The following is a 23,596-nucleotide window of genomic DNA, read 5'->3' as shown; positions in this document are numbered from 1 at the left end:
GATACGGATAACCGCAAGAGGGCGTGATGGCGCAGGGTTTCTGGGCACGACTGGGGCGGCAGATGCCGCTGATCCTGGCGGTGGCAACGGTGATCTCGCTGCTGGGGGCCATGCTGGTGCGTGGCGGGAGTTCACTCGGGTTCGTGGCGGCGTTCGTGGTGCTGCTGCCGCTGACACTGGCGGCGGCGCTGATCCGCTGGTGGCCGGGCGGGCGTTCGGCCCGCGAGGTCTGTCGTGGCGAGCGCGTGCGCCGCGCCCTGTGGATGCTGGCGGTGGCGCTGATGCTCTCCGCGGTCATCACCCTGGTGGCGGGTGTGGCCTGGTCCGGGGCGCGCGTCGGCAACATGCTGCTGGTGGCGGGCATCCTGCTGTTGCCGCCGGCGGTGCTGATCAGCCTGCTGGTGATCCTGGGGCGGCGTTCCATCGAACTGCGCGAAGAGCTGGAGCCCGGGGCGCATGTGGAGCTGGAGACCAATGCCCACTGGGCGGTGTTTCTGCCGGCGTTGGGGGTGCTGGGGCTCACGGCGCTGCTGGCCATCGGCCCGCTCGGGGTGTGGGGGCTGGGCGCGGCCGCGGTGCTCTACCTGGTGGTCCTGCCGGGGCTGGCGATTCGGGGGCTGGCCAGTTTCGTCAACTCCGAGGCGGTGCTGACCGATCGTTACCTCCACGTTGCGAGCGGGCTCCTGTGGCAGCGCGCGGTGCGCTTCGATCTCAAGAGAGTCGGCGACATCGGCGTGAAGCAGCACTGGCTGGGTCGGCGCCTGGGCTTCGGCAAGGTCACGGTGGTGGATGCCGACGGGCACGCGAAGGTGGTGCCCGGCCTGCGCGACCCGGCCGGTCTGGTGCAGCGGGCCCGGGCCCGGCTCTGATCCCCAATAGGTGACCTCTATCAAGGCCATGTGAACTCGATAATGGCTTTTATGGCTGCTCCTGCTATACCTCAGGACAGGGATACGCATGGATCGAACGAGATCGCTTGCGTGCGTGTCCACGAATACAACGCAAGAAGGAGAGAGAGATGGCAGGAGACAAAGCGAACGCCGAAGGCAAGTGCCCGGTGATGCACGGAAGCCGTACCCGCAACGATGCCGGCGGCGGTGGCCCGCGTGACTGGTGGCCCCACCAGCTGAATCTGGGCATCCTGCACCAGCACGGGATCGAGTCCGACCCGCTGGGGCCGGAGTTTGACTACGCCGAGGCGTTCAGCCAGCTGGACCTGAAGGCGGTCAAACAGGATCTGGCCGATCTGATGACCGACTCGCAGGACTGGTGGCCGGCCGACTACGGCCATTACGGCCCGTTGCTGATCCGCATGGCCTGGCACGCCGCCGGGACCTATCGCACCGCCGACGGCCGGGGCGGGGCGTCCACGGGCAACCAGCGGTTCGCCCCCATCAACAGCTGGCCGGACAACGCCAACCTCGACAAGGCGCGGCGTCTGCTGTGGCCGATCAAGCAGAAATACGGCAACAAGATCTCCTGGGCCGACCTGTACATCCTGGCCGGCAACGTGGCGCTGGAGTCCATGGGCTTCGAGACCTTCGGCTTCGGCGGCGGGCGCGAGGACATCTGGGCGCCGGAAGAGGACATCTACTGGGGTGCCGAGGACGAGTGGCTGGCGACCAGCGATCACGCGAAGAGCCGCTATTCCGGCGAACGTGAACTCGAGAACCCGCTGGCCGCGGTACAGATGGGCCTGATCTACGTGAACCCCGAGGGTCCGGACGGCAACCCCGATCCGCTCAAGTCGGCGCACGACATCCGCGAGACCTTCGAGCGCATGGCGATGAACGACTACGAGACGGTGGCCCTGACCGCCGGCGGACACACCTTCGGCAAGGTGCACGGCGCGGGCGACGCCGCCCACGTGGGACCGGAGCCGGAGGCCGCGCCGCTGGAGGAGATGGGTCTGGGCTGGAAGAGCAGCTATGGTTCCGGCAAGGGCCGCGACACCATCACCAGCGGGCTGGAGGGTGCCTGGACCCCGACCCCGCGCCAGTGGGACATGAGCTACCTGGAGGTGCTGTTCAAGTACGACTGGGAGCTGTCGAAGAGCCCGGCCGGGGCCTGGCAGTGGGTGCCGAAGAACCTCGCCGACGAGGACCACGCCCCGGACGCGGAGGACCCGTCGCAGAAGGTGGGCATCATGATGACCACCGCCGACATGGCGATGCGCGAGGATCCCGAGTACCGCAGGATCGCCCTGCACTTCAAGGAGAACCCGGAGGAGTTCGCGGATGCCTTCGCCCGCGCCTGGTTCAAGCTGACGCACCGTGACATGGGGCCGAAGGATCGCTATCTCGGACCGGAAGTCCCCGCCGAGGACCTGATCTGGCAGGATCCGGTGCCACCGGTGGATCACGTGCTGATCGATGCGCAGGATGCCGACCGGCTGAAGGCCGGGATCCTCGCGACCGGACTGACGGTGCAGGAGCTGGTGGCCACCGCCTGGTGTTCGGCGTGCACCTTCCGTCAGTCGGACAAGCGTGGCGGGGCCAACGGGGCGCGTATCCGCCTGGCGCCGCAGAAGGACTGGGAGGCGTTCGAGCCGCAGCAGCTGGCGAAGGTGCTGGACCGGCTGGAGGGCGTGCGCAAGGCCTTCAACGACGAGCAGTATGGCGACAAGCGCATCTCCCTGGCCGACATGATCGTGCTGGGCGGGGCGGCCGCCATCGAGAAGGCGGCGGCGGATGCCGGGCACCCGGTGTACGTGCCGTTCCTCCCCGGACGCACGGATGCGACCGAGGAGCAGACCGACGCCGAGTCCTTCGAGCCGATGAAGCCCGAAGCCGATGGTTTCCGCAATTACCGCCGGGCGCGCTTCACCGTGGCCGAAGAGGAGATGCTGCTGGACCGTGCCCAGCTGCTGGGTCTGACGGCCCCCGAGATGACGGTGCTGGTAGGCGGCATGCGGGCACTGGATGCCAACCACGGGGGCTCGAAGGATGGCGTGCTGACCGAGCGTCCCGGACAGCTGACCAACGATTTCTTCGTGAACCTGGTCGACATGGGCATCGAGTGGCAGCCCGTGGGCGAGGAGTCCGACCGCTTCGAGGGACGTGACCGCGCCACCGGCGAGGTGAAGTGGACCGGGACCCGCGTGGACCTGGTGTTCGGCTCCAACTCGCAGCTGCGGGCCCTGGCCGAGGCCTATGCTCAGGACGACGCGGCGGAGAAGTTCGTCTGGGACTTCGTCGATGCCTGGAACAAGGTGATGAACGCCGATCGCTTCGATCTGATGTAAGCCGAGTGCCGTAAAACCGGAGCCCGCCCCGCTTTGTTCGCCTGTGGGAACCTGCTTGCAGGCGAACAGAGGGCGGGCGCCGGTTCCTTTTTCCCGGCCCTACTCCTGTTCGGGCAGGGTGGTGTCGAACTCCACCTCCACCGAGCGCGTGCGCGACGGATCCGTCTCCTCGCTCAGCGGATTCTCCCGGTGGTGCAACTCGCCCGAAACCCGGCCGCTGATGCGGGCGGTGTCCCCGTCGACCTCCAGGCGGTCGAACTCGTACTCCACATTCTCGAGCTGGTCGTTGCCCACGAAATCGGGGCCGCCGGCCTGTTCGTGATAATAGCTGACCTCCACCCTGCCCACGTTGTCATTGAAGGTCGTCACGCTGACGATCAGCGAGCCCATGGGGTTCGGCGTGCTGCCGTCGCGCAGTCCGTGCAGGTTGAACAGGCGGGCCCCGCCGGGCAGGTCGGTGAAGAAGGCCGGCCCCCCGTCATCCGTGTCGAAGCGCTCCCAGGTCCGTTCGTCACCATCGATCGTGCCGCTCATCACCACCTCGCCGGCGACGGCCTGTCCGCCGGTCAGCGTCAGAGCGGCGCCGGCCGCCAGACCCGTCAGCAGGGTGGCACGGGTGCGGGTATTCGGTTGCGTCGGCTGCATGCTGCCTCCAGTGGAAGGGATATTGCGAACAGCCTAAACTGCGCCCCTCCCGCCGTCGCCCCTCAAACGGAGGGGAGATCCGTCGAGCCACCGCATGCACAGGGACGAGAAGCCGCGATGAATACCAATACCTTCTATAACCGCCTTTCCGAGAAGATCAGCGATCTGATCTTGGCGGTCATCGCGCTGGGGCTGCTGGTGGTTTCGGTCGAATACGTGCAGTTCCTGACGGATCACCCGTCCACCATCCGGGACCCGGAATTCTGGAAGCGCATCGTGCTGACGGCACTGGTTACGGTCTTCACCGCCTACAAGTTCGTCGCTTATTCGGCCTATTTCTGCAATCCCGACAACGGCGCCCGCCTGGCCGGGCTCAGCCCGCGCCGCATCGTGGTCCTGTTCCTGCTGGATCTGGTCGAGGTCACGCTGGTGGCCTGGCTGTACGCCATCCTGCTGATCGGTCACCTGACTTCGCTGGGCGGGCGCGAGGCCGCCACCAGCGTGGAGCTGGGCGCCACCATGCTGCCTTTCCTGTTCCTGTTCCTGGCGCTGTGGCACCTGACCGTGCTGGTCTGGTACTGGGTGGCCCGCGGCGGTTACCGCGACATGCTGATCCACGTCACCTTCGCGCTGGCCTACCTGGCCATGATGACCCTGCTGCTGGCCGCCGACACCGTGCGCTACAAGGAGCTGTTCGACTGGGCCGCGATCGCCTTCTTCGCCGGCTGTGTGGCGCTGCTCTACTGGGTCAAGGGCATCCCCGACATCCGCAACGCCCTCGAAAAACCTGCCTGACACGGGGCTGCCCGGCGCGCATCACTCGCAGGTGCCGACGCCTTCGGGCGGACAGCGCGAGCCGTCCGGCCACAGCGCACGGCCGAGACGGGCGCCGTCGAGCACGGCGTCTTCCGGATTGGCGTCGCGCAGGTCGGCGTGGCGCAGGTCGGCGCCGGAAAGGTCGGCGTCGGTCAGGTCCGCGCCGCGCAGGCTGGCCCCCCGCAGTTGGGCCTCGCGCAGCCGCGCGTCGGCCAGGTTCGCCCGGCTCAGGTCGGCGAATTCCAGCAGGGCCCCGTCCAGCCGGGCCCCCTGCAGGCGGGCACCGGGCAGCCGGGCCTCGCGCAGGCTGGCGCGCGTCAGGTCCGCCTCGCGCAGGTCGGCCACTGGCATCTCGCAGCGGTTCCAGTTGACCTCCGGAGCCGGCGGGGCCGAGCAGTCGCGGGCGGGGGTCTCCGGTGGCGGCTCGCGCAGCAGCCACAGCACCAGGATCGCCACCGCCAGCGTCACCCCCAGCGTGATCCAGCGGCGAGGCCCGCGGAGGATCGCGGGCACGTGCCGTGCCGGGAGGGTCAGCAGTTCCGCCCACTGCTGACGATGGGTCACGGTCTCGGGCGATTCGGGCCGGCGCCGCTCGCCCTGACGACGTTCAAGGAGTTCCGGCGGGGTGTCCTCGTCGGGCGCGCGACGTTCGCGCAGGCGCTCGTCCTCGCGCAGTCGGGCCTGCTGCAGGCGTTCCACCCCCTCCGGGGTGTCGGCATGCAGCAGTTCCTCCGGGATCAGCCCGGGCACCTCGCGCAGCGGGTACCACAGGTGCGGCGTCGGCCCGACTTCGTCGTCCGGAGTGAGCCGCCCGAGGATCAGGTAGCGCCGGATCAGATGCGCCGGAAACGGCCCGTGCACCTCGCCGTCACGCCGGGTGTACCACAGCTCGTAGCCCTCGCTGTCCCGTTCCGGCGTCTCGCCCGGCTCATCGCTCATGGCTGTCCCCTTCCGCACCTGCGTGCAGTGTAGAGGAATACCCGGGTACGCGGGATCGGGTTTCAGGCGAGCCGTTGCTCGATGCGTTGCGCACGTGCCAGCAGGTCCCGCTTGCGTTCCGTGTCTTCGAGTCGGGCGGCCACGAAACGCGCGGTCCGGATCACCAGGCCCCAGCGCGGGCGCCTCGGAAGCGTCTCCGGATCGCAGTAACGGTCCAGCGTGCGGGTCTTGCGTGTGGTGTCATCCAGGGTCACGGTCCACAGGCCGCTTTCTTCCGCCAGATCGGCCCGGGTGAGGCCGGTTTCCAGCTCCCAGTCGCGCAGGCTCCGGGTCAGCAGGGTCGCTAGCTGCGTGCGCAGGTCATCTTCGTCACCGTCCGGCCGGTGTGTCTCCTTTTCTTCCAGGGCCCAGCGCATCTGTTCGTTCTCGTGGACCTGCAACTGGGACTGCACCCGGGCCAGCAGTTCCTGGCGGTAGAACGGCTTGGGCAGGTAGTCGTTGGCTCCGGCCTGCAGCCCTTCGACGATGTCGTGTTCACGCGTTCGCGCGGTGACGAGGATGATCGGCAGCGAGGCCGGGTCGTGTTCCTCGCGCAGTCTGCGGCAGACGGTCAGACCGCTCATGTCCGGCATCATTACGTCCAGTAGAACGAGCTGCGGGGCTTCGCGGGCGATGCATTCCAGTGCCTGTTCGCCGGAACTGGCCCGGTTCGTGCGGTAACCCTCCAGTCCCAGCTGGGTCTCCAGGACACGCGCGGCGCTGTCTTCGTCTTCAACAATCAGGATGTGCGCGCCGGTGGTTGCGTCGGGCCGGGTTGCCGTGGATTCCCCGGCCGGTTCCGGGCCGGTGGGCTGCGCCGGGGTGGTCGACGTCGGGCCGGCAGAGGGGACGGACGCGCGAGCGATCTCGAGGTAGAAACGGGCCCGGGTCCCGCCGTCCGCTCCGCCGGAGAGCTCCAGGCGGGCACCGTGGCGCTCCAGGATCTGCCGGCTGATGGCGAGTCCGAGACCGACCCCGCCGCGTCCGGCATCCGCGGATTCGTGGCCCTGTTCGTAGGGTTCCTGGAGACGTTCGGGATCCAGTTCGGCGATCCCGCTTCCGGTGTCTTCGACTTCCACACAGACGGTTTCACCCTCGCGGCGCGCCCGCAGGACGATGCGGCCCGCATCGGTGTATTTCACTGCGTTGCCCAGCAGGTTGAACAGCACCTGATGCAGGCGGTCGGCGTCGGCCCGTACCGCCGGAAGATCCGTCTCGATCTCGGTTTCCAGTGCCACCGGCCGGTCACCGAGCAGGGGGCGCACGGATTCTGCGGCCGTGTGCAGAAGCGGGGCCGGCGCGATCGCCTCGGGCCGGATGTGCAGGTCCCCGTGTTTCAGGCGTGTGAACGAAAGAATGTCATCCACCAGCCGGCTCAGGCGGTGCCCGCTGGACTGGATCAGGTCCAGTGCTCGTGCCTGGCGCGGGTCCTCGCGCGGGAGCGATTCGGCCATGCCGATCATGGCATGCAGCGGGGTGCGCAGCTCGTGGGAGGTGCTGGCCAGGAAGTCATCCTTGAGGCGGTTCGCGCGACGCAGCTCGGATTCCAGCCGCTGGCTGCGTTCGAAGGCCCGCGCGTAGCGGCGCGAGAGGGTGATGGCGTGCAGTGCCACCGCAGCCAGGACGCCGGTATTGGCGACCGCGTTGCGTACTCCCATCTCGTTGAACCACAGGATCTGCAGGATCGCACTGCCGGCAACGACTGCGGAGCCGAGCAGGATGGGACCCGCGTCCGGCACTCCCCGCCACCAGGCCCGTGCCACGAACGCCAGGGCCAGCGCCAGCATTCCGGTGAGGAAATAGAGAAGCCAGCCCACGGCTTCGCTGCGGGTCATTTCCGTGCCCAGGAGGGTGATGGCCAGATAGATGATCAGCGGGGCCAGCACCCAGCGCGTGTAGCGCATGGGCAGTTCACGCGGGAACAGCGACGACAGGAACAGGAGATAGAAGGCCGCGGCCGTCAGGGCGGTCAGGCCGTCCAGCGGACGCGCGATCTCGATCGGCACGTGCCAGCCCATATGCACCAGCAGCTGCCCTGTCAGCGCGGTCTGCATTCCCCAGGCGACGATCATGAAGCCGAAGAACAGGTACATGGTCTCGTTCTGGCGCAGACGGAACAGCACCAGCTGGGACAGCCCGAGGAGGACCAGGCCGCCCGAGAGGGCGGCATTGCCGATCAGGTCACGCGCGACGTTGTGCTCCATCACTTCGGGCGTGGCCAGCTCGAGAGGGTGCGGGAAGCCCGCTGCGCGCGAGGTGAAGTTGCTGACATGAAACAGCAGCTCCAGCTCCTCCCCGGGGTTGTCGATGACCACGTGCCGCTCGCCGTAGTCCGGGCGGCTCTCGTCGGCCGAGCTCCCGGGTTCGCCCACCTGCGCCACCCGTTCGCCATCCACGTACAGGCGGTAGGCCGAATACACCATGGGCACGCGCAGCACCACTCGTGCGGGCGGGTCTTCCAGTGCCACGCGCAGACGAAAGCCGCCATGGCCGGCAGCGGGAAGGGCGGTTCCGTCGATGGCCAGCCCGGTCCAGCTCCCGGGCAGCTCCATGCGGGCGTCCGGTTCGTCCTCCGCGCCCGGTTCCGGAAACTTCTGCCAGAAGAACTCCCAGGGGCTGTCCAGGGAGTGTACGTCCTCCCCGAGGTCGAGGGGCGGTGTGCCGGCGTCCGCCGTCGGGGCCGAAAGCCCGAACAGCAGGGCGAGCACCAGCGCGAAGACCACTGTCACCGCCGCTTCCGGCGGGCCGCGACGCGCGCGGGCCGGGTTCATGTCTGCGGGGTGTTGCGGGGTCCGGGCATCTCTGGATCCATCCAAAGTACTGTTTCCAAAGAAGTATACATTCTGTTCCGGATTGTTCCTAGGCAGCGCTCGCGGCCCGCGGGCAGTTTGACGCGTTCATGAGAACGCCCGGGCCGCATTCGTTTGGCGGGCGAAAAAACGGAACTCCAACGGAGAACGGACACCATGAACCAGACCTTCCGCCTCGTCTTCAATCGCGCTCTTGGAACCTGGCAGGTTGCCGCCGAGATTGCCCGCGGCCGTCGCAAGGGGTGTGGTCGTCGAACCCGGTCCATGGGCGCTCCGGGTCGTTTTCGAGGCGTTCTGACAGGGGCGCTTGCCGTTGTGTTGCTGTTTCCGACCAGTGCTCACGCGTTGTGGGACTGGTTATGGACCGGCGAAGACAGTGCCGACTGGTTCGCCGCCGGTAACTGGTGGGACGACGATGGGGAGTCCACGGGTGCGCTCCCCGGGGGCGGTGACTCGGTGCTGATTGCCCGGGAAGGCGTGCATGGAGGCAATCCCTGGCCGGTGATCGACGGAGAAGAGGCGACTGTCGACTGGCTTAGCGTGGGGGCGGATCCGGAAACTGCCGAGCTGACCATCCGGAACGGCGGGGTTCTGGACGCGAGGAATGTGGGTATCGGGAGCGACCTGACGGACAGTGACGCCGGCGTCCGTGGCCGCGTGACGGTCACCGGCGAGGGCAGTGAACTGGTGGTGGATGACCCTGATGGTGGCTTGTCCGTCGGCTACTACTCGAACAGCACGGCGGAGCTGTTCATTGAGGATGGAGGAGTGGTGCAGGCGAGCCAGTCCGACGTTGGTGTTCCCAACCTTGTGGGCGGCGATGGCGGGGCCTCGGGCTATGTGGAAGTCATTGGTGAAGGATCAAGGTTCACGAACATCGGCGATCTGGATTTGGGGGGATCGTCCCAGTTCGGGTCAAGCCTGGGTGTAACCGGCAACGTGAGGGTGATCGACGGAGGCAAGCTGGATGTCACCGGGGAGCTGGGGCTTGGCTCTGAGCCGGGGAGCGTCGGCCTGCTGGAGATCGGAAGCAGCGGGGAAGACGCCCCGGGCCAAGTGTATGTCCAGGATGGCATCGTGGCCAGAGAAGGCGAGTCGTTGATCCATTTCCAGCACGGGGATGAGGACTACTATTTCACCGAAGACGGGACCATCGACGGACTGGCGCCGGAACTGGAAGGGGCACTGGAACTGCACCATTACGGGACCGGGCAAACCCTCCTGACCGGGCACACCCATGAACTGACGGGGGTGGTTGACGTTCACCGGGGAACCCTCGGGGTCGAAGAAGGGAGCATGGATCTGCAGTCGGAGCCCCTCCGGGTGCTGGACGAAGGGACCTTTTTCGTGGGGGCTGGCGGACAGCTGGACGCCGAAGAGGTCGAGGTCGGTGAAGACCCGGGGGAACCGGGTCGCCTCCAGGTTGCAGAGGGCGGTCACCTGGATGTCTCGGACGGTCTGCTGCTCGGCGGTGAAGGTGAAGGTGAGCTGGAGCTGGCTGGCGGGAGCGAGGGCGAGCTCGAGTCTGCGGTTGCGGGCCGCGACAGCGGGGGAAGCGGCCGTGTCGAAATCGACGATTCCTCTTTGGCGGTGGCGCGTGGGTTCACCCTGGGGCGGGCAGGAACCGGAGAGCTGGTGCTGACCGATGGAGGTCAGCTGGATACCGCAACGTCGATCCTCGGAGAAGAGGCGGGTGCTGAAGGTGAAGTGCATCTTGAGGCAGGCCTCTGGATCAGCCGGGGTGAATTGACGGTGGGAGATGCCGGTGCCGGCACGGTTACCGTCGAGGAAGGTCTGGTTGAAACGGACGACGTCGCGAACTTCGGGGCTTCTGATTCTGGCGAAGGGACGCTGGAGGTCCTCGGCGAGGATGCCGAATTCCTGGGTCGTGTCTGGATTGGCAAGAAAGGGCACGGGGTTCTGGAGGTCAGGGATGGCGGGCGCGTCGGTGGTAACCAGCTTTATCTGGCCCAGAGGGAAGGCGGGAGTGCTGAAGGTCGTATCACCGGAGAAGGGACCCGGATCGACCGCGGGGGTGCGGACCTGAACACCGTAGCGGTGGGCAGCAGGGGCACGGCCCGGCTGGAAGTATCGGACGGCGCGGAACTGGCCGCGACAAGGTTGTTTCTGGGCCGGTATCCCGGAGCAGAAGGGCATCTCGTTCTCGGGGACGGCGAGAGGGCCGGCATCCTGAAGGTGGACGAGACGTTCGAAGTCGGCGACGGCCACGGGATCCTCGAGTTCGATCACGCGCAAGCGCCTTATCACTTCACCGACACCGGGGAGGACGACGGAACCGAAGTCCCTCTGTCCGGCGAGGTGGAGCTGCGCCATACCGGGGAAGGCACCACGGTGTTTTCCGGGAATTATGCACTGGGCGCAGACTCGATCATCGAGGAGGGCACCCTGCAGGTCGGCGCAGGGGATGAATCCGGATCCATCGAGGGACGGGTCGAGAACGACGCCGTGCTGGCCTTCAACCGCGCCGATGAGTACACGGTCGAGGCGGACCTCTCGGGGGGTGGTGACCTGGTCCAGCGTGGCGAGGGCACGCTGATCCTGGACTCGGAGCAGGACTACACCGGCGAGACCCGGGTGGAGTCCGGCACGCTGGTGGCGGATGCGGATCTGAGTGCGGCCTCGGCGCGCGTGCTGGACGGGGGCACGCTGGCCGGGCGCGGAACCCTGGGGGATACCACCGTGGAAGATGGGGGTCGTCTGGATCCGGGCAATTCGGTCGGCAGCCTGACCGTGGACGGCGATTTGCTGCTTTCGCCCGATTCGCGGCTCGATTTCGCCCTGGGCGCACCCGGCGAGGATGAGCCGGATGCCGGTACCAGCGACCGCATCGAGGTGACTGGCGACCTCACTCTGGACGGGGTGCTGGACCTGCGTCAGAGCGAGGATGGGGACGATGGCGACGCCGGGTTCGGGTATTACCGGCTGATGACCTGGGATGGCTCGCTCACCGACAACGAACTGGAGATCGGCGAGAGCCCGGAACTGGACGAGGGGGCCCTCTTCCTGCTGAACCCGGAAGGCGGGTTTCTGGACATGCACGTGGTGGTCGCCGGCGATGACACCCTGCAGCACTGGCAGGGTGGTGACGGGACCTGGAGCGATGCCTCCGAGCAGTGGATGAACGATGGCGGCGAGGTCGCCGTTCCCTGGGCCGGCAACCATGGCGTGTTCCGGGACGAAGGGGATTATCAAGGCGGGACCGTCGAGGTCGAGGGCACCCAGTCGTTCCGGGGGCTGCAGTTCGTCGACGAGGATTACCGCCTGGAAGGACCAGGGGCCATCGCCCCCGACGCCGACGAGGACGGTGAACTGCGGGTGCTGGCGGACCGCGCCGAGATCGCGGTGGACATCACCGGTGATGGCGAGCTGTACAAGACCGAAGGCGGTACGGCCGTCCTGACCGGCGAGGCCACGCACACCGGCGGCACCCGGGTCGAATCCGGTGTCCTGCAGGTGGGTGATGGCGGAACCGAGGGCCGACTGGCCGGCGACATGGAACTGCTGGAGCCGGGCACCCTGCGGATGGACCGCAGTGATGACGCGACTCTGGACGGGGACGTGACCGGTGATGGTGACCTGGTGCATGCCGGCGACGGGACCCTGGTGCTGACCGGCGACGTGGCGCCCGGAGAGACCCTCATCGAAGGCGCCACCCTGCAGGTCGGGGACGGCGGCGAGGCCGGGACGCTCAATGGCGAGGTGCACAATGAGGGCACGCTGGCGTTCGATCGCGCCGATACGGTCGTGTTCGGCGGCGCACTCGAGGGCGAGGGCGATCTCGTCCAGCGTGGTGAGGGCACGCTCGCGGTCGACGGGGCTCAGGCGCTGGAAGGCGAGACCCGCGTGGAGTCCGGCGTGCTGCGGGTCGATGGGGATCTGGGGCGCTCCGCCACCACGGTCACCGACAACGCCAGGTTGGCCGGCGACGGCACGGTCGGTGCGACCCGCGTCGAGGATGGTGGCGTAATGGACCTTTCGACCGGGGCCGGGGCACTGCGGATCGACGGCGATCTGGCACTGGACCCGGGCGCCACGCTGGATGTGGCGCTGGGAGAACCGGGCGAAGAAAACCCCGCCGACGGCGTGAGCGGCCGCGTGGAGGTCGCTGGCGACCTCACGCTGGATGGCACCCTGGATCTGCGCGCCAGCGAGGCCCCGGATGCCGGCGATCCCGGGCTCGGTTACTACCGCCTGATGACCTGGGAGGGAGACCTGGATGACCGCGGCCTGGCTGTCGGCGACCTGCCGGAACTGGAAGAGGATGTCCTGCACGAGCTGCAGTACGGCGATGACCGGCTGGACCTGTTCATCGGTCTTGAAGGCGATGACAGCCTGCAGCACTGGCAGGGTGGCGACGGCGTCTGGAGCGCAGATGGCGCTGACTGGGTAAACGAGGACGGCGAGATCGCTGTCGCCTGGGGCGGGCAGCACGCGGTGTTCAAGGACGCCGACCCCTATCGCGGCGGCACCGTCGAGGTCGAGGGCACGCAGGCCTTCGAGGGCATGCAGTTCGTTGACAGTGGCTATCGCTTGCGGGGTGACGGCGAGCTCGAGACATCCGACGAAGGCGAGATCCGCGTGCTCGCCAGCCATGCCGAGATCCGGACGGATATCACGGGCTCCGGCGCGCTCACCAAGACCGAAGAGGGGACCCTGCTGTTCTCGGGGGATGCCGATCATGCCGGCGGTACCGATGTCGAGGCCGGGGAACTGCTGCTCGACGGCGGGTCCTTCGAACACGCGGGTGCGGAAACCCGAGTGGGCATCGAAGGTGGCACGGCCCGCCTTGGCGTGGAGGACGGCGCGACCGTGCGGGATGGCGGCGCCACCCTGGGTGAATTCGAGAACGCTGCCGGTCATGCCCGTGTGCAAGGTGCCGGCTCACGCTGGGAGAGCGCTGGCGGCCTGCGGGTCGGTGCCGCCGGTGAGGGAGAACTGGAGCTTCGGTCCGGAGGCGAGCTGGCCAGTGAGTTCGCCTACATCGGGGCCGCCGGGACCGGCAGCGGGCGCATGCACGCCAGCGGCGACGGCACCCGTGTTGATATCGCGGACGATCTGATCGTCGGTGACGGCGGGCAGGGCCGGGTCGAAGTCGAACGGGGTGCGCGGCTCGGCGCCGGGTCGCTGGCCATTGGGTACGCGGACTCGGCCGAAGGCAGCGCGAAGGTGGCGGGTGCCGGCACCGAACTGGAGGTCGACGGCCGCCTCACCGCGGGTACATTTGGTGAAGGCGAACTGGCGATCGCGGATGGCGCCGACGTGCGGGCCGGGAGTGGTGCACTCGCCCGGTTCGCCGATGCCGGCGGGCAGGCCGCGGTCACCGGTGAGGGCTCGCAGTGGGCGATGGACGGCATGCTGGAGGTCGCTGCCGGACGGGATTCCACAGGAACCGTTCAGGTCGCCGAGGGCGGTCGGATCAGCGCCGGTGCGGGCGTGGCCCTGGGTGCGGGAGCGGACAGCGAAGCCACCCTGGAGATCGGCGGCACGGACACGGCCGGGGTCGTGGAGGCCGAACGGATCGAAGGAATGGGAGACGGCGCCACCCTGAGTCTCACGCACGGTCAGGAGGACTATCACCTGACCTCCGACGGTACCGCCGGAGGAGACCCGGTGACGCTCTCCGGCAACCTCGACGTGGTGCACGCGGGCGCCGGCATGACCGTCATCGAGGGCGAACACGATCTGAGCGGCGATGCGGACGTGCATGGCGGCAACCTGCGCGTGAACGGCTCCATGGCCGATTCGGCGGTTACCGTGCACGCCGGCGGGGTGATCTCCGGCACCGGCACCGTGGGCGATCTGAACGTGGCGTCCGGGGGGCAGGTGCGGCCCGGCAACTCGGTGGGCGCGCTCGCGGTGGCCGACGACATGACGCTGGAATCGGACAGCGTCCATGTGGTGGAAGTCTCCGAGGATGGATCGGAGGCGGACCATACCGGCGTCGGCGGGGAGCTGACCATCGAGGACGGGGTGCGGCTCCACGTCACCGAAGAAAACGGCGGAGATGGCCGTCTGTTCGAGGGCGACGAAATCACCCACACCGTGCTGGCGGCGGAAGGCGGCGTCGACGGTAGCTTTGACGAGGTCTCCGACGATTTCGTCTTCCTGGATACCTCGGTGGCGTACTCCGATACCGGGGTGCAGCTGACGCTGTCGCGGGTGGCGGTGTTCGAGAGCGTGGCGGAAACCGCCAACCAGCGGGCCGTCGCGGGGGCCCTCGATGAACTGGCCGGCGACGAACGCGTTTCCGCGCTGGTGGATTCGCTGCTGGTCCGGGATACGCACGGTGCCCGTGCCGGTCTGGATTCTCTGAGCGGTGCGGATCATACCCATGCCCAGCAGGTCGGCATGCGCAGTGACCAGCGTTTCCGGGGTCTGCTTCGGGGGCGCATGGGGGGTACAGTCGCTCCGGCCGCCGGCGAGGTGGCAAGTCTGTCCGACCTGGCCGGTACGCAATGGGCCTCCACGGGCAGGCCGTCCGGTGCTTCGGCAACGAGCACGCCGGAATCGGACCGCCACTGGTGGGTGCGTGCCCAGGGCGGTCAGGGAGAGATCGATGATACCTCCGGTGCGGCCGGCTCGGACTACAGTTTCGGAGGCATTGCGCTGGGGGCTGACACCTCCCTGGGAGAAGATGGCTTCATGGGGGTCGGCCTGGGCTTCAGCCGGACAACCGCGGACAGTGGGGCGGCCGACATCGACGTGGATTCCTGGCAGGTGGCCGTCTACGGCGGCTGGGAACGCAACGGTTATTACGTCCGCGGTGATGTTGGTGCGAGTTACCACGACGCCGAAACCGATCGCGACGTTGCCCTGACCGGTGACACCGCGGAGGCGTCCTATTCTGCGACGGGCGTTGGGGCCGGCGTGGAATTCGGGCGCGGCTTCGACGTCGGAGAGCGGACCCGCGTGGCGCCATTTGCCGGGCTGGATTATCAGCAGCAGAGCCGCGAGTCGTTCACCGAATCCGGCGCCGGCCAGGCGAACCTGCAGGTGGACAGCGAGCGCGAGCATTCGCTGCGGACCCGGCTGGGCGTGAATCTGGACCAGCATTTCGAAACCGCGGGCGGGGCGGAACTGGTGCCGAACGTCGAGGTGGCCTGGCTGCAGGAACACGGTGACCGGGCCAGCGAGATGCGCACGGCTTTCGACGGGGCACCCGAGCAACGGTTCACCATAGAGGGGCCGGAACTCAGTCGTGACCGGATCCACGTGAATGCGGGACTGAGCGCCCGTTTCGGCGAAGGAAGTCGGGTGGATGTCGGTTATCACGGCGAATTCGCGAGTTCCGATGACGTCCACGCGGCGGGGATTACCTTCCGGCAGAGCTGGTAGGGCGACTGTCAGCAGTGGCTTCGGCCATCGGCCGGGGGAGGGCTCAATACCGCCCGGTTTGCGCGGTTGTGTTGCCGGGGGTGTGATGGCGTTCGCATAGTGCATTTCGCGCGTCGTTCGTGGGGGATGCATGCAGTTTTCGCAACGGGTGCAGCGGATCAGCGGGCGGCTGGTGAATGCCATCACCCTGGCGTTCGTGATCCTGCTGGCGGGGATGCTGGTGGTGGTGGCCAACAGCGTCTGGCAGAACCAGCGGCTGCTGGACGAGCTCCACCACATGACCGAGGAACGGGCCCAGCGGATCCAGCTGGCGTCCGATCTGCTCGAGGCGGCCTACAACCGGCACCAGACCATGGTGAATCAGGTGCTGACGGATGATCCGTTCGAGCGCGACGATCTGCTTATGGAGTATCACCGCTGGGGTCACCGCGTCGGCGAGGTTCGCGAGGCCCTGGACGAGCGCGTGACCGAGGCGGTGGCCCGCGAGCGGCTGGAGGAGCAGGATGCGCTGATCCCGGAGATCGTGGAGCTGCAGGACGAGGTGGTGGATCTCGCGGCGCGCGACGAGATCGAGCCGGCCATGGCGATCCTGAGCGACCGTCTGTTCGAGCTGGATCGGGAGTTCGACATCTCGATCGAGGAGCTGCGGGCCCACGAGCGGGCGCAGATGGAGGCCGCGGCCGAACGCGCGCGCGAGGTCGGGGCCAATACGCAGCGGTTCATGCTGGTGTTCGGGGGAGGCGGCGTGCTGTTCGCCCTGGCCCTGACGCTGGTAACGCGCCGGACGCTGGTGGCGATGCATCATGACCTGCGGGAACAGGCCTCCCGGCTGGAGGAGGCCGGCCGTCGGCTGGAGCACGAGGCCACGCACGACGCCCTGACCGGCCTGCCCAACCGGCGTGCCTTCTATCGACAGCTGGAGGACGCGATCGAGCGCGGCCGCGAGACCGGCGAAACGTTCTCGGTGGCCTTCATCGATCTGGACCAGTTCAAGCCGGTGAATGACCGCCTGGGGCATGCCGCGGGGGACGAGCTGCTGGGCGTTGTGGCCCGGCGGCTGCAGGAGGCGGTTCCGGAGGCCGCGTGCGTGGCGCGGGTGGGCGGCGACGAATTCGCCGTGCTGCTGGCGGGCGAGGCGGCGTCGGAGACCGCCGGCGAACGCCTGCAGTCGGTGGTGAGTCGGCCGGTGCAGCTGGCCGCGGGCGAGGTGACGCCCGCGATGACCCTGGGCTGGGCCGACGGGCCGGGGGACGGTGATCCGGATACGCTGCTGGGGCGCGCCGATCGCGAGATGTATGCCCGCAAGGCGGGGCGTACCCCGGCGCCGTCCTTGTAGCGACGGGGCACCGTGCGAAGAGGGCCGCCAGAGCCCGGCCGGACCTTGCGGACGCACTTTCCCGGAGGTTTCCATTTCCTTTGACCTTCCGGGGCGCCTACCATGTGCGCTCCGAAGTACCGAGAACCGGGGCCGGTGGAAGGCCACGGCGCGCAACGATGAACGATCCCGACACTGTCCCGCCACGACCCCGTCTGGGGGTCTCGCGCTGCTTGCTGGGCGAGCGGGTGCGCTACGATGGCGGTCACCGCCGCGACGACTGGCTGACGCAGGTGCTGCTCCCGCATGTGGAGCTCGTGGCCCTGTGTCCGGAGGCCGAGGCCGGTCTGGGCACTCCACGCGAGCCGATGCAGCTGGAACGCGGGCCCGGGGATACGCAGCGACTGCGCGGACGCGAAAGCGGGCAGGATCATGCGCCGGCCCTGCGTGCCTGGGTCGATGGGCGGTTGCCGGAACTGGAAGGGCCCGCGGGTCCGGATGGCTACGTTCTGAAGGCGCGCTCGCCCAGTTGCGGGCGCGCGGTGCCGGTCAACGGCCAGCGCGAGCCGCGTCCGGGGCTGTTCGCAGCCGCGCTGGAAACGGCTGCCCCGTCGCGGCTGCTGGTGGACGAGACCGCGCTGCACGATGCAACGGCGCGCGAGGCCTTCGTGATCCGGCTGTTCGCGCTGGCGCGGCTGCGCGAGCGCCTGGCCGGCGAGTGGACCGCCGGTAACCTGTCGGCCTTCCATGCGCGCGAGAAGATGCTGCTGCTGGCCCATGGCCGGCCGGACTACGACCGCCTGGGTCGCCTGGTGGCGGCCGCCGGGACGCGTCCGCGCGCGGAGCTGGCGGCCGAATATGCAGCGATGTTTGCCCGGGCGCTGGCGCGCGGGACCACGCGCGGCGCCCACGTGAACGTGCTGCAGCACCTGCTGGGGCATTTCCGCGAATATCTGCCCGCGGACGAACGCGCGGCCCTGCAGGCCGCCATCGAGGACTTCGGCGCGGGCCGCCGGGACCGCATGTCGGTGGTACGCCGGCTGCGGGAGCGCGCGGATGCGCTGCAACTGGACTGGGTGCGCCGGCAGAGCTATCTGCGGCCGGCGCCGGATGAACTGCTGACGGGTGAAGCCCCCGCGAACGAATGACTGCCGAATCCGATCTGATCATTCTCCGCCAGGCGCCGGAGATCCACCTGAAGGCGCCCGGCACGCGGCGCCATTTCACCCGTATCCTGCAGCGCAACCTGCGCCGGGCACTGGAGGACGTGCCGCACCGTCTGGCCACCGCACAGGGGCGCCTGCTGCTGCGCACGGCGGAGCGCGTGCGGGCGCTGGAGATCCTGCCGCGGGTGTTCGGCCTGAGCACCTTTTCGCCGGTGGTGGCCGAGGTCGAGCCGGAGCTGGAGGCCATTGTCGACGGCGTGCGGCGGCATTTCACCGAGGTGGTGCGCGGCCGGACCTATGCGGTGCGCTGCAAGCGCCAGGGCACCAAACGCGTGTCGGCCACCCGCATCGAGCGCGAGGCCGGTGCGGTGCTCAACGGTCCCGGGCAGGTGAACCTGGATGCGCCCGACGTCACCGTGCGCATCGATCTGCAGGAGGCCCGGGCCTGGCTGTTCAGTGAGCGGCGGCGCGGGGCCGGCGGGCTGCCGCTGGGAGTGCAGGGGCGCACGCTGGTGCTGCTGTCCGGGGGCTTCGATTCGGCGGTGGCCGCCTGGTACATGATGCGTCGTGGCACCACGGCGGATTTCGTGTTCTGCAACCTCGGCGGGCCCAGCCACGAGGCGATGGTGGCGGCGATCGCGCGGCGTCTGGCGGGCGACTGGGCGCATGGCACCCGTCCGCGGCTGTACGTGGTCGATTTCGAGGCGGTGGTGGAGGACCTGCGCGCCAGCCTTCCGGGGGACATGTGGCAGATCGTGCTCAAGCGGCTGATGTACCGCGCGGCCGAGGCGGTGGCGGCGCGCAGCGGGGCCGAGGCCCTGGTCACCGGCGAGGCCCTGAGCCAGGTGTCCTCGCAGACCCTGTCCAATCTGCAGACCATCGACGCGGTGGCCACGCTGCCGGTGCTGCGGCCGTTGATCGGTTTCGACAAGCAGGAGATCACCGACCGTGCGCGGGCGATCGGCACCTTCGAGCTGAGCGAGCGCGTGCCGGAGTTCTGCGCGCTGACGGAGCAGCCGCCGCTGGTCGAGAGCCGGACCTCGCGCATCGAACGGGCGGAAGAAGCGCTGGATCCGGCCATTCTGCAGCGAACGATCGACGCGGTGTGCGAGCGCGATCCGCTGGCGGCGGATGACGGACCGGCTGGAGTCGCGGGCGAGGGCGAAGGGATCTTCGTGGACCGCATCCCCGAGGGGGCCACGGTGATCGACTGCCAGCCACCGGAGGCCTACCGGCAATGGCACTGGCCGGGGGCGGAGAACCACCCGGCCGACACCCTGCTGCAGGCCTTCGCCGACTGGCCCGCCGACCGCGAATACGTGCTCTACTGCCAGCGCGGCAGCAATTCGGCGGTGATCGCCGAACGCATGCAGCGGGCCGGGTTCCGCGCGCGGGCCTTCCGCGGCGGGCTGAACCGCCTGAAAAGGCAGGAGGCCAGCCCCCTGGCCGACCCGGCGCAGGGGTAGCCCGGACGTGAGATCGGCCGGAGGGCCGGCCTCCTACGCGGCCGGGTTTGGCCGTAGGAGGCCAGCCTCTGGCCGATCCAGGCATCAGGCCCGGCCCCATCGGCCGGAGGGCCGGCCTCCTACGTGGCCGGGTGCAATTGTAGGAGGCCAGCCCCCTGGCCGATCCGGCGCAGGGGGTTACCCGGACGTGAAATCGGCCGGAGGGCCGGCCTCCTACGCGGCCGGGTCCAACCGTAGGAGGCCAGCCTCTGGCCGATCCAGGCATCAGGCCCGGCCCCATCGGCCGGAGGGCCGGCCTCCTACGTGGCCGGGTGCAACCGTAGGAGACCTGCCCCCTGGCCGATTAAAGGCCCGATCGGGGAGGGCGCCGGATACAAAAAAGGCCCGACCAGAAGGCCGGGCCCGGGGGCAGCGCGAGGCTGCCGGTGCGTTCCCTGGACGGGATCAGTTACGGGTGCAGGCCACCCATTCGTCGACCAGCCCGGCCTCGTCATTGAAGAACTTGTCCACCGCGTGGCCGGTGGACTCCTCGTCGGCCAGATACATGTACTCGTTGAGCAGGTCGATGTCGATGTTCATGCAGCCGGCAAAGGCGGCGACCTCGGGATGGTCGTCGGCAAAGCCGGTGCGCGACATGGCGTGGATGGATTCGGCACCGCCCAGGGCACCCTTCGGATCCTCGAGGTATTCAAGCTCGTAGGCACCCAGCTTCCAGTGCGGGCTCCAGCCGGTGACCACGATGGCGTCGTCACGACGGATGGCGCGGTCGAGCGCGGCGGTCATGGCGGCGTCGGAGGCCTCGATCAGGGTGTAATCCAGCTCGTATTCCTCGATGGTGTCGTGCGACAGACGGGTCAGACCGGCGCCCGGGTCGATGCCCTGGATCTCGCCGTTCAGGCGATCGCGCCATTCGTCATCGCGCAGGTCTTCGATGGAGGTCAGGCCTTCGGCATGCAGCGAGGCGGGTACCAGCCAGCCCAGCTTGGCATTGTCGTACAGCACGCCCAGGTCAACGATGTCATCGCCGAACTGGTCGATGTAGTCCTCGTGGGTGATCGGCTGCCAGGACATCAGCATCAGATCCAGGTCGCCCCCGGCCAGACCGGCGTACTGCGGGGCGATGTCGGTCTGCACCAGCTCCACGCCGGTGTCCAGGCGTTCCTGGATCACGCGGTCGGCGACCTGGGTGATGAACTCGGCATCGGCCCAGGCGGTCCAGCCGATGCGCACGTCGTCCGCCTGCGCGGCGGAGGTCGCCATGCCCAGGGACAGGGCAGCGGCCGTGGCGGTCGTCAGCAGTTTCTTCTTCATCATGGTTACGGTTCTCCTTGTTGCTTCTTGAGCATCCGGCCGCCGGGATTCGGGGCGGCCGCGTGGATGAACGGATGATCAGGCATCGGCCTTCTGCCGGCCGCTGAAGAACCAGCGCAGCAGATTGCCGTAGGCATTGCCCTCGCGCCGGCGCTGGCCAAAACTCTGACTGATACGGTCGAGCAGAATCGCGAGGAATACCACGGCCAGACCGCCCTCGAAGCCGACGCCGACCTGCAGACGCTGGATGCCGGTGAGCACGGTGCCGCCGAGGCCGCCGGCGCCGATCATCGACGCGATCACCACCATGGACAGCGCCAGCATGATGGTCTGGTTGATGCCGGCCATGATCGACGGCATCGCCAGCGGCAGCTGGATCTTGAACAATAGCTGACGCGGGGTGCAGCCGAAAGCCTGTCCCGCCTCCACGTGCTCGCGGCTGACCTGGCGGATGCCGAGATTGGTCAGACGCACCGCCGGCGGCATGGCGAAGATCAGCGTGGCGATCGCGCCGGGCACGGTCCCCAGGCCGAAGAAGATCGCCGCCGGGATCAGATACACGAACGGTGGCATGGTCTGCATCAGATCCAGGACCGGGCGCACCAGCATCTCCACGGTGTCGTTGCGCGACATCGCAATGCCGATCGGCAGGCCGATGATCAGGGCGGCGATGGACGAGGCGACCACCAGCGACAGGGTGCGGATGGTCTCCGGCCAAAGCTCCATCGAGAAGATCAGCAGCAGCGCCACCGCCGCGAACAGCCCGAAGCGCCAGCCCACGCGCCATATCCCGCCCAGCACGATCAGCACGGCCAGCACCCAGGGTGGCGGGAACCACAGCAGCGCCTGCACGGTTTCGGAGAACACCCCGAGCCCGAAGGCCGCGGCCAGTACGCCGGTGGTGATGGCCCCGGCCTTGATGCCGAAGCGCATCCACACGCCCGCGGCGATCAGGAAGGCGGTCAGCCACAGCGGATACAGAAGCAGGAATTCGGTCGCGTCCACCAGGGCGCGGATGACCGCCTCGATCCCGTCCAGCAGTCCCTGGAGGTTGTCGCTGATCCAGTCGACCCCGTCCTCGATCCAGTCACCGATGGTGATCGGCTCCAGTACGGTCTCGTTGAACCACTCGGCCAGTGCTTCGAGCGGCCCGATGGTTTCGTGGTCCTGGAGGTCCGGTTCGTCTTGCGTCATGGGGGTGGGCCTACTGATGGGTCCGGTCGAGGGTTTGCAGGAGGTCGCGCTGCGAGAGGGTCCCGATGAAACGGCCGTCTTCCACCACGACCAGCGGCCAGTCACTGGCGGCGGCGCGGCCGAGGACATCGGACATGGCGGTAGAGGCCTCCACCGTGTCGATGCCGTCGATGCGTGCGGCGTCGAGATCGGCGGCGTCCGCCAGGCTGCGGGCGGACACCAGGCCGCGGAAACCATCCGATTCGTCCAGAAGGACCGCGCAGCCATCGGCACCCAGCTGTTGCCGGGCCCCGGCGGCGTCCGCCTGCCCGGTCTGCAGCAGTGGCATGGCATCGTGGCGGGCGATATCGCCGGCGGAGTACACCTGGCTCACGTCCACGCCGTAGAAGAACGAGCGGACGTAGTCGTTGGCCGGGTTCGACACGATCTCCTGCGGCGTGCCGATCTGGACCACCTGCCCGCCCTGCATGATCGCGATGCGGTCGCCGATGCGCATGGCCTCGTCGAGGTCGTGCGAGATGAACACCACCGTGCGGCTCTTTTCCTGCTGGAGACGCATGAGCTCGTCCTGCATCTCGGTGCGGATCAGCGGGTCCAGCGCGGAGAAAGCCTCGTCCATCAGCAGGATGGTGGGGTCGGTGGCCAGGGCGCGGGCCAGGCCGACACGCTGCTGCATGCCGCCGGAGAGTTCGTCGGGGTAGCTGTTGGCGTGCGCGCCGAGCCCCACGGCCTCCAGGGCCTGCAGGGCCCGTTCGTGCTGGCGGGCACGATCGAAACCGGAGACGTCCAGGCCCAGCGAGGCGTTCTCGATGACGGTCTTGTGCGGGAGCAGGGCGAACGACTGGAACACCATCGACATGTCGCGCCGGCGCAGGTCGATCAACTGCCTGCGGCTCATACGGGTGATGTCCTCGCCGTTTACGTACAGGTGTCCGGCGGTGGGCTCGATCAGGCGGTTGAACATCCGGACCATGGTCGACTTGCCCGAACCGGACAGACCCATGATCACGAAGACCTCGCCCTCGCGAATGCTGAAACTGGCCTCGCGCACGCCCACGGTATTGCCGGTGCGGGCGAAGATCGCATCCTTGTCCAGACCCTGCTCCATCAGTTCCAGGGCGCGGTGCGGGCGCGGCCCGAAAATCTTGTAGAGATCTTCTACGACGAGCTTGTCACTCATGCGCGTACCGTTCGGGGTTCGGGTGGGGCGTTGTGGTGCGGCTCGCGGACCGGGTGCTTCCGGCGGTTCCGCATATACTGATACAGAAGTTGTCGCTTTCCTGCAACGTGTTCCC

The 23,596-nt window shown here is 68.2% G+C and carries 13 protein-coding genes and 1 pseudogene; 8 read left to right on the top strand and 6 right to left on the bottom strand.

The annotated features are described in order from the left end of the window. Positions 1-26: 26 nt before the first annotated feature. Positions 27-869: a PH domain-containing protein gene (locus F790_RS0110765; protein ID WP_018871083.1), complete on the top strand. Its 843-nt coding sequence runs from the start codon at positions 27-29 to the stop codon at positions 867-869. Positions 870-1,018: 149 nt separating this feature from the next. Further along, positions 1,019-3,244, top strand: coding sequence for a catalase/peroxidase HPI (katG, locus tag F790_RS0110760; RefSeq protein ID WP_019022294.1), 2,226 nt, complete (start codon positions 1,019-1,021; stop codon positions 3,242-3,244). Positions 3,245-3,343: 99 nt separating this feature from the next. On the opposite strand, the gene F790_RS0110755 is transcribed toward katG, so the two are convergent. Then, positions 3,344-3,889 (bottom strand): hypothetical protein, encoded by a 546-nt coding sequence (locus tag F790_RS0110755; protein ID WP_019589602.1) that lies wholly within the window; start codon positions 3,887-3,889, stop codon positions 3,344-3,346. Between the two features lie 117 nt (positions 3,890-4,006). On the opposite strand from F790_RS0110755, the gene F790_RS0110750 reads away from it, so the two are divergent. Beyond that, positions 4,007-4,684 (top strand): hypothetical protein, encoded by a 678-nt coding sequence (locus F790_RS0110750; RefSeq protein ID WP_019589601.1) that lies wholly within the window; start codon positions 4,007-4,009, stop codon positions 4,682-4,684. Positions 4,685-4,705: 21 nt separating this feature from the next. On the opposite strand, the gene F790_RS0110745 is transcribed toward F790_RS0110750, so the two are convergent. Further along, positions 4,706-5,644, bottom strand: a complete 939-nt coding sequence (locus F790_RS0110745; protein WP_019589600.1) for a pentapeptide repeat-containing protein — start codon at positions 5,642-5,644, stop codon at positions 4,706-4,708. A 62-nt stretch (positions 5,645-5,706) separates the two neighbouring features. Further along, positions 5,707-8,412, bottom strand: a complete 2,706-nt coding sequence (locus F790_RS0110740; protein WP_232199268.1) for a response regulator — start codon at positions 8,410-8,412, stop codon at positions 5,707-5,709. A 237-nt stretch (positions 8,413-8,649) separates the two neighbouring features. Between F790_RS0110740 and F790_RS15000 the strand changes: the two are divergent. The 5 genes and pseudogenes from F790_RS15000 to thiI all read left to right on the top strand — a co-directional run. Beyond that, positions 8,650-8,769 (top strand): annotated as a pseudogene (locus F790_RS15000) (ESPR-type extended signal peptide-containing protein); the annotation flags it as partial. Between the two features lie 39 nt (positions 8,770-8,808). Then, positions 8,809-15,849 (top strand): autotransporter outer membrane beta-barrel domain-containing protein, encoded by a 7,041-nt coding sequence (locus F790_RS0110735; protein ID WP_232199267.1) that lies wholly within the window; start codon positions 8,809-8,811, stop codon positions 15,847-15,849. Between the two features lie 130 nt (positions 15,850-15,979). Then, positions 15,980-17,185, top strand: a complete 1,206-nt coding sequence (locus tag F790_RS0110730; RefSeq protein WP_019591656.1) for a diguanylate cyclase domain-containing protein — start codon at positions 15,980-15,982, stop codon at positions 17,183-17,185. Positions 17,186-17,343: 158 nt separating this feature from the next. Further along, positions 17,344-18,312, top strand: a complete 969-nt coding sequence (locus F790_RS0110725; protein WP_026332931.1) for a DUF523 and DUF1722 domain-containing protein — start codon at positions 17,344-17,346, stop codon at positions 18,310-18,312. Continuing rightward, the gene (thiI, locus tag F790_RS0110720) at positions 18,309-19,796 is read left to right on the top strand and encodes a tRNA uracil 4-sulfurtransferase ThiI (RefSeq protein WP_019591654.1); all 1,488 of its coding nucleotides are present in this window, start codon (positions 18,309-18,311) and stop codon (positions 19,794-19,796) included. The genes F790_RS0110725 and thiI overlap by 4 nt, the downstream gene beginning before the upstream one ends. A gap of 444 nt (positions 19,797-20,240) precedes the next feature. Here thiI and F790_RS0110715 read toward each other — a convergent pair whose 3' ends face one another. From F790_RS0110715 to proV, 3 genes are all read right to left on the bottom strand, one after another. After that, entirely contained in the window at positions 20,241-21,110 is an 870-nt protein-coding gene (locus F790_RS0110715; RefSeq protein WP_019591653.1) for a glycine betaine ABC transporter substrate-binding protein, read from the bottom strand. Positions 21,111-21,185: 75 nt separating this feature from the next. Continuing rightward, positions 21,186-22,301, bottom strand: a complete 1,116-nt coding sequence (locus F790_RS0110710; protein WP_019022303.1) for a proline/glycine betaine ABC transporter permease — start codon at positions 22,299-22,301, stop codon at positions 21,186-21,188. 10 nt (positions 22,302-22,311) lie between these two features. Next, positions 22,312-23,481 (bottom strand): glycine betaine/L-proline ABC transporter ATP-binding protein ProV, encoded by a 1,170-nt coding sequence (gene proV, locus F790_RS0110705; protein WP_019022304.1) that lies wholly within the window; start codon positions 23,479-23,481, stop codon positions 22,312-22,314. Positions 23,482-23,596: the final 115 nt, after the last annotated feature.

Origin of the sequence: Thioalkalivibrio sp. ALE20 (assembly GCF_000381405.1) — a bacterium.
Classification (GTDB): domain Bacteria; phylum Pseudomonadota; class Gammaproteobacteria; order Ectothiorhodospirales; family Ectothiorhodospiraceae; genus Thioalkalivibrio.
The sequence above is the reverse complement of the archived record's forward strand: the minus strand, read 5'-3'. Positions and strand labels throughout refer to the sequence as shown.

What these genes read in the sequence shown, in the direction of transcription:
- F790_RS0110765 (WP_018871083.1), top strand. Translation starts at nt 27, where the DNA reads ATGGCGCAGGGTTTCTGGGCACGACTGGGGCGGCAGATGCCGCTGATC.
- katG (WP_019022294.1), top strand. Translation starts at nt 1,019, where the DNA reads ATGGCAGGAGACAAAGCGAACGCCGAAGGCAAGTGCCCGGTGATGCAC.
- F790_RS0110755 (WP_019589602.1), bottom strand. Translation starts at nt 3,889, where the DNA reads ATGCAGCCGACGCAACCGAATACCCGCACCCGTGCCACCCTGCTGACG.
- F790_RS0110750 (WP_019589601.1), top strand. Translation starts at nt 4,007, where the DNA reads ATGAATACCAATACCTTCTATAACCGCCTTTCCGAGAAGATCAGCGAT.
- F790_RS0110745 (WP_019589600.1), bottom strand. Translation starts at nt 5,644, where the DNA reads ATGAGCGATGAGCCGGGCGAGACGCCGGAACGGGACAGCGAGGGCTAC.
- F790_RS0110730 (WP_019591656.1), top strand. Translation starts at nt 15,980, where the DNA reads ATGCAGTTTTCGCAACGGGTGCAGCGGATCAGCGGGCGGCTGGTGAAT.
- F790_RS0110725 (WP_026332931.1), top strand. Translation starts at nt 17,344, where the DNA reads ATGAACGATCCCGACACTGTCCCGCCACGACCCCGTCTGGGGGTCTCG.
- thiI (WP_019591654.1), top strand. Translation starts at nt 18,309, where the DNA reads ATGACTGCCGAATCCGATCTGATCATTCTCCGCCAGGCGCCGGAGATC.
- F790_RS0110715 (WP_019591653.1), bottom strand. Translation starts at nt 21,110, where the DNA reads ATGATGAAGAAGAAACTGCTGACGACCGCCACGGCCGCTGCCCTGTCC.
- F790_RS0110710 (WP_019022303.1), bottom strand. Translation starts at nt 22,301, where the DNA reads ATGACGCAAGACGAACCGGACCTCCAGGACCACGAAACCATCGGGCCG.
- proV (WP_019022304.1), bottom strand. Translation starts at nt 23,481, where the DNA reads ATGAGTGACAAGCTCGTCGTAGAAGATCTCTACAAGATTTTCGGGCCG.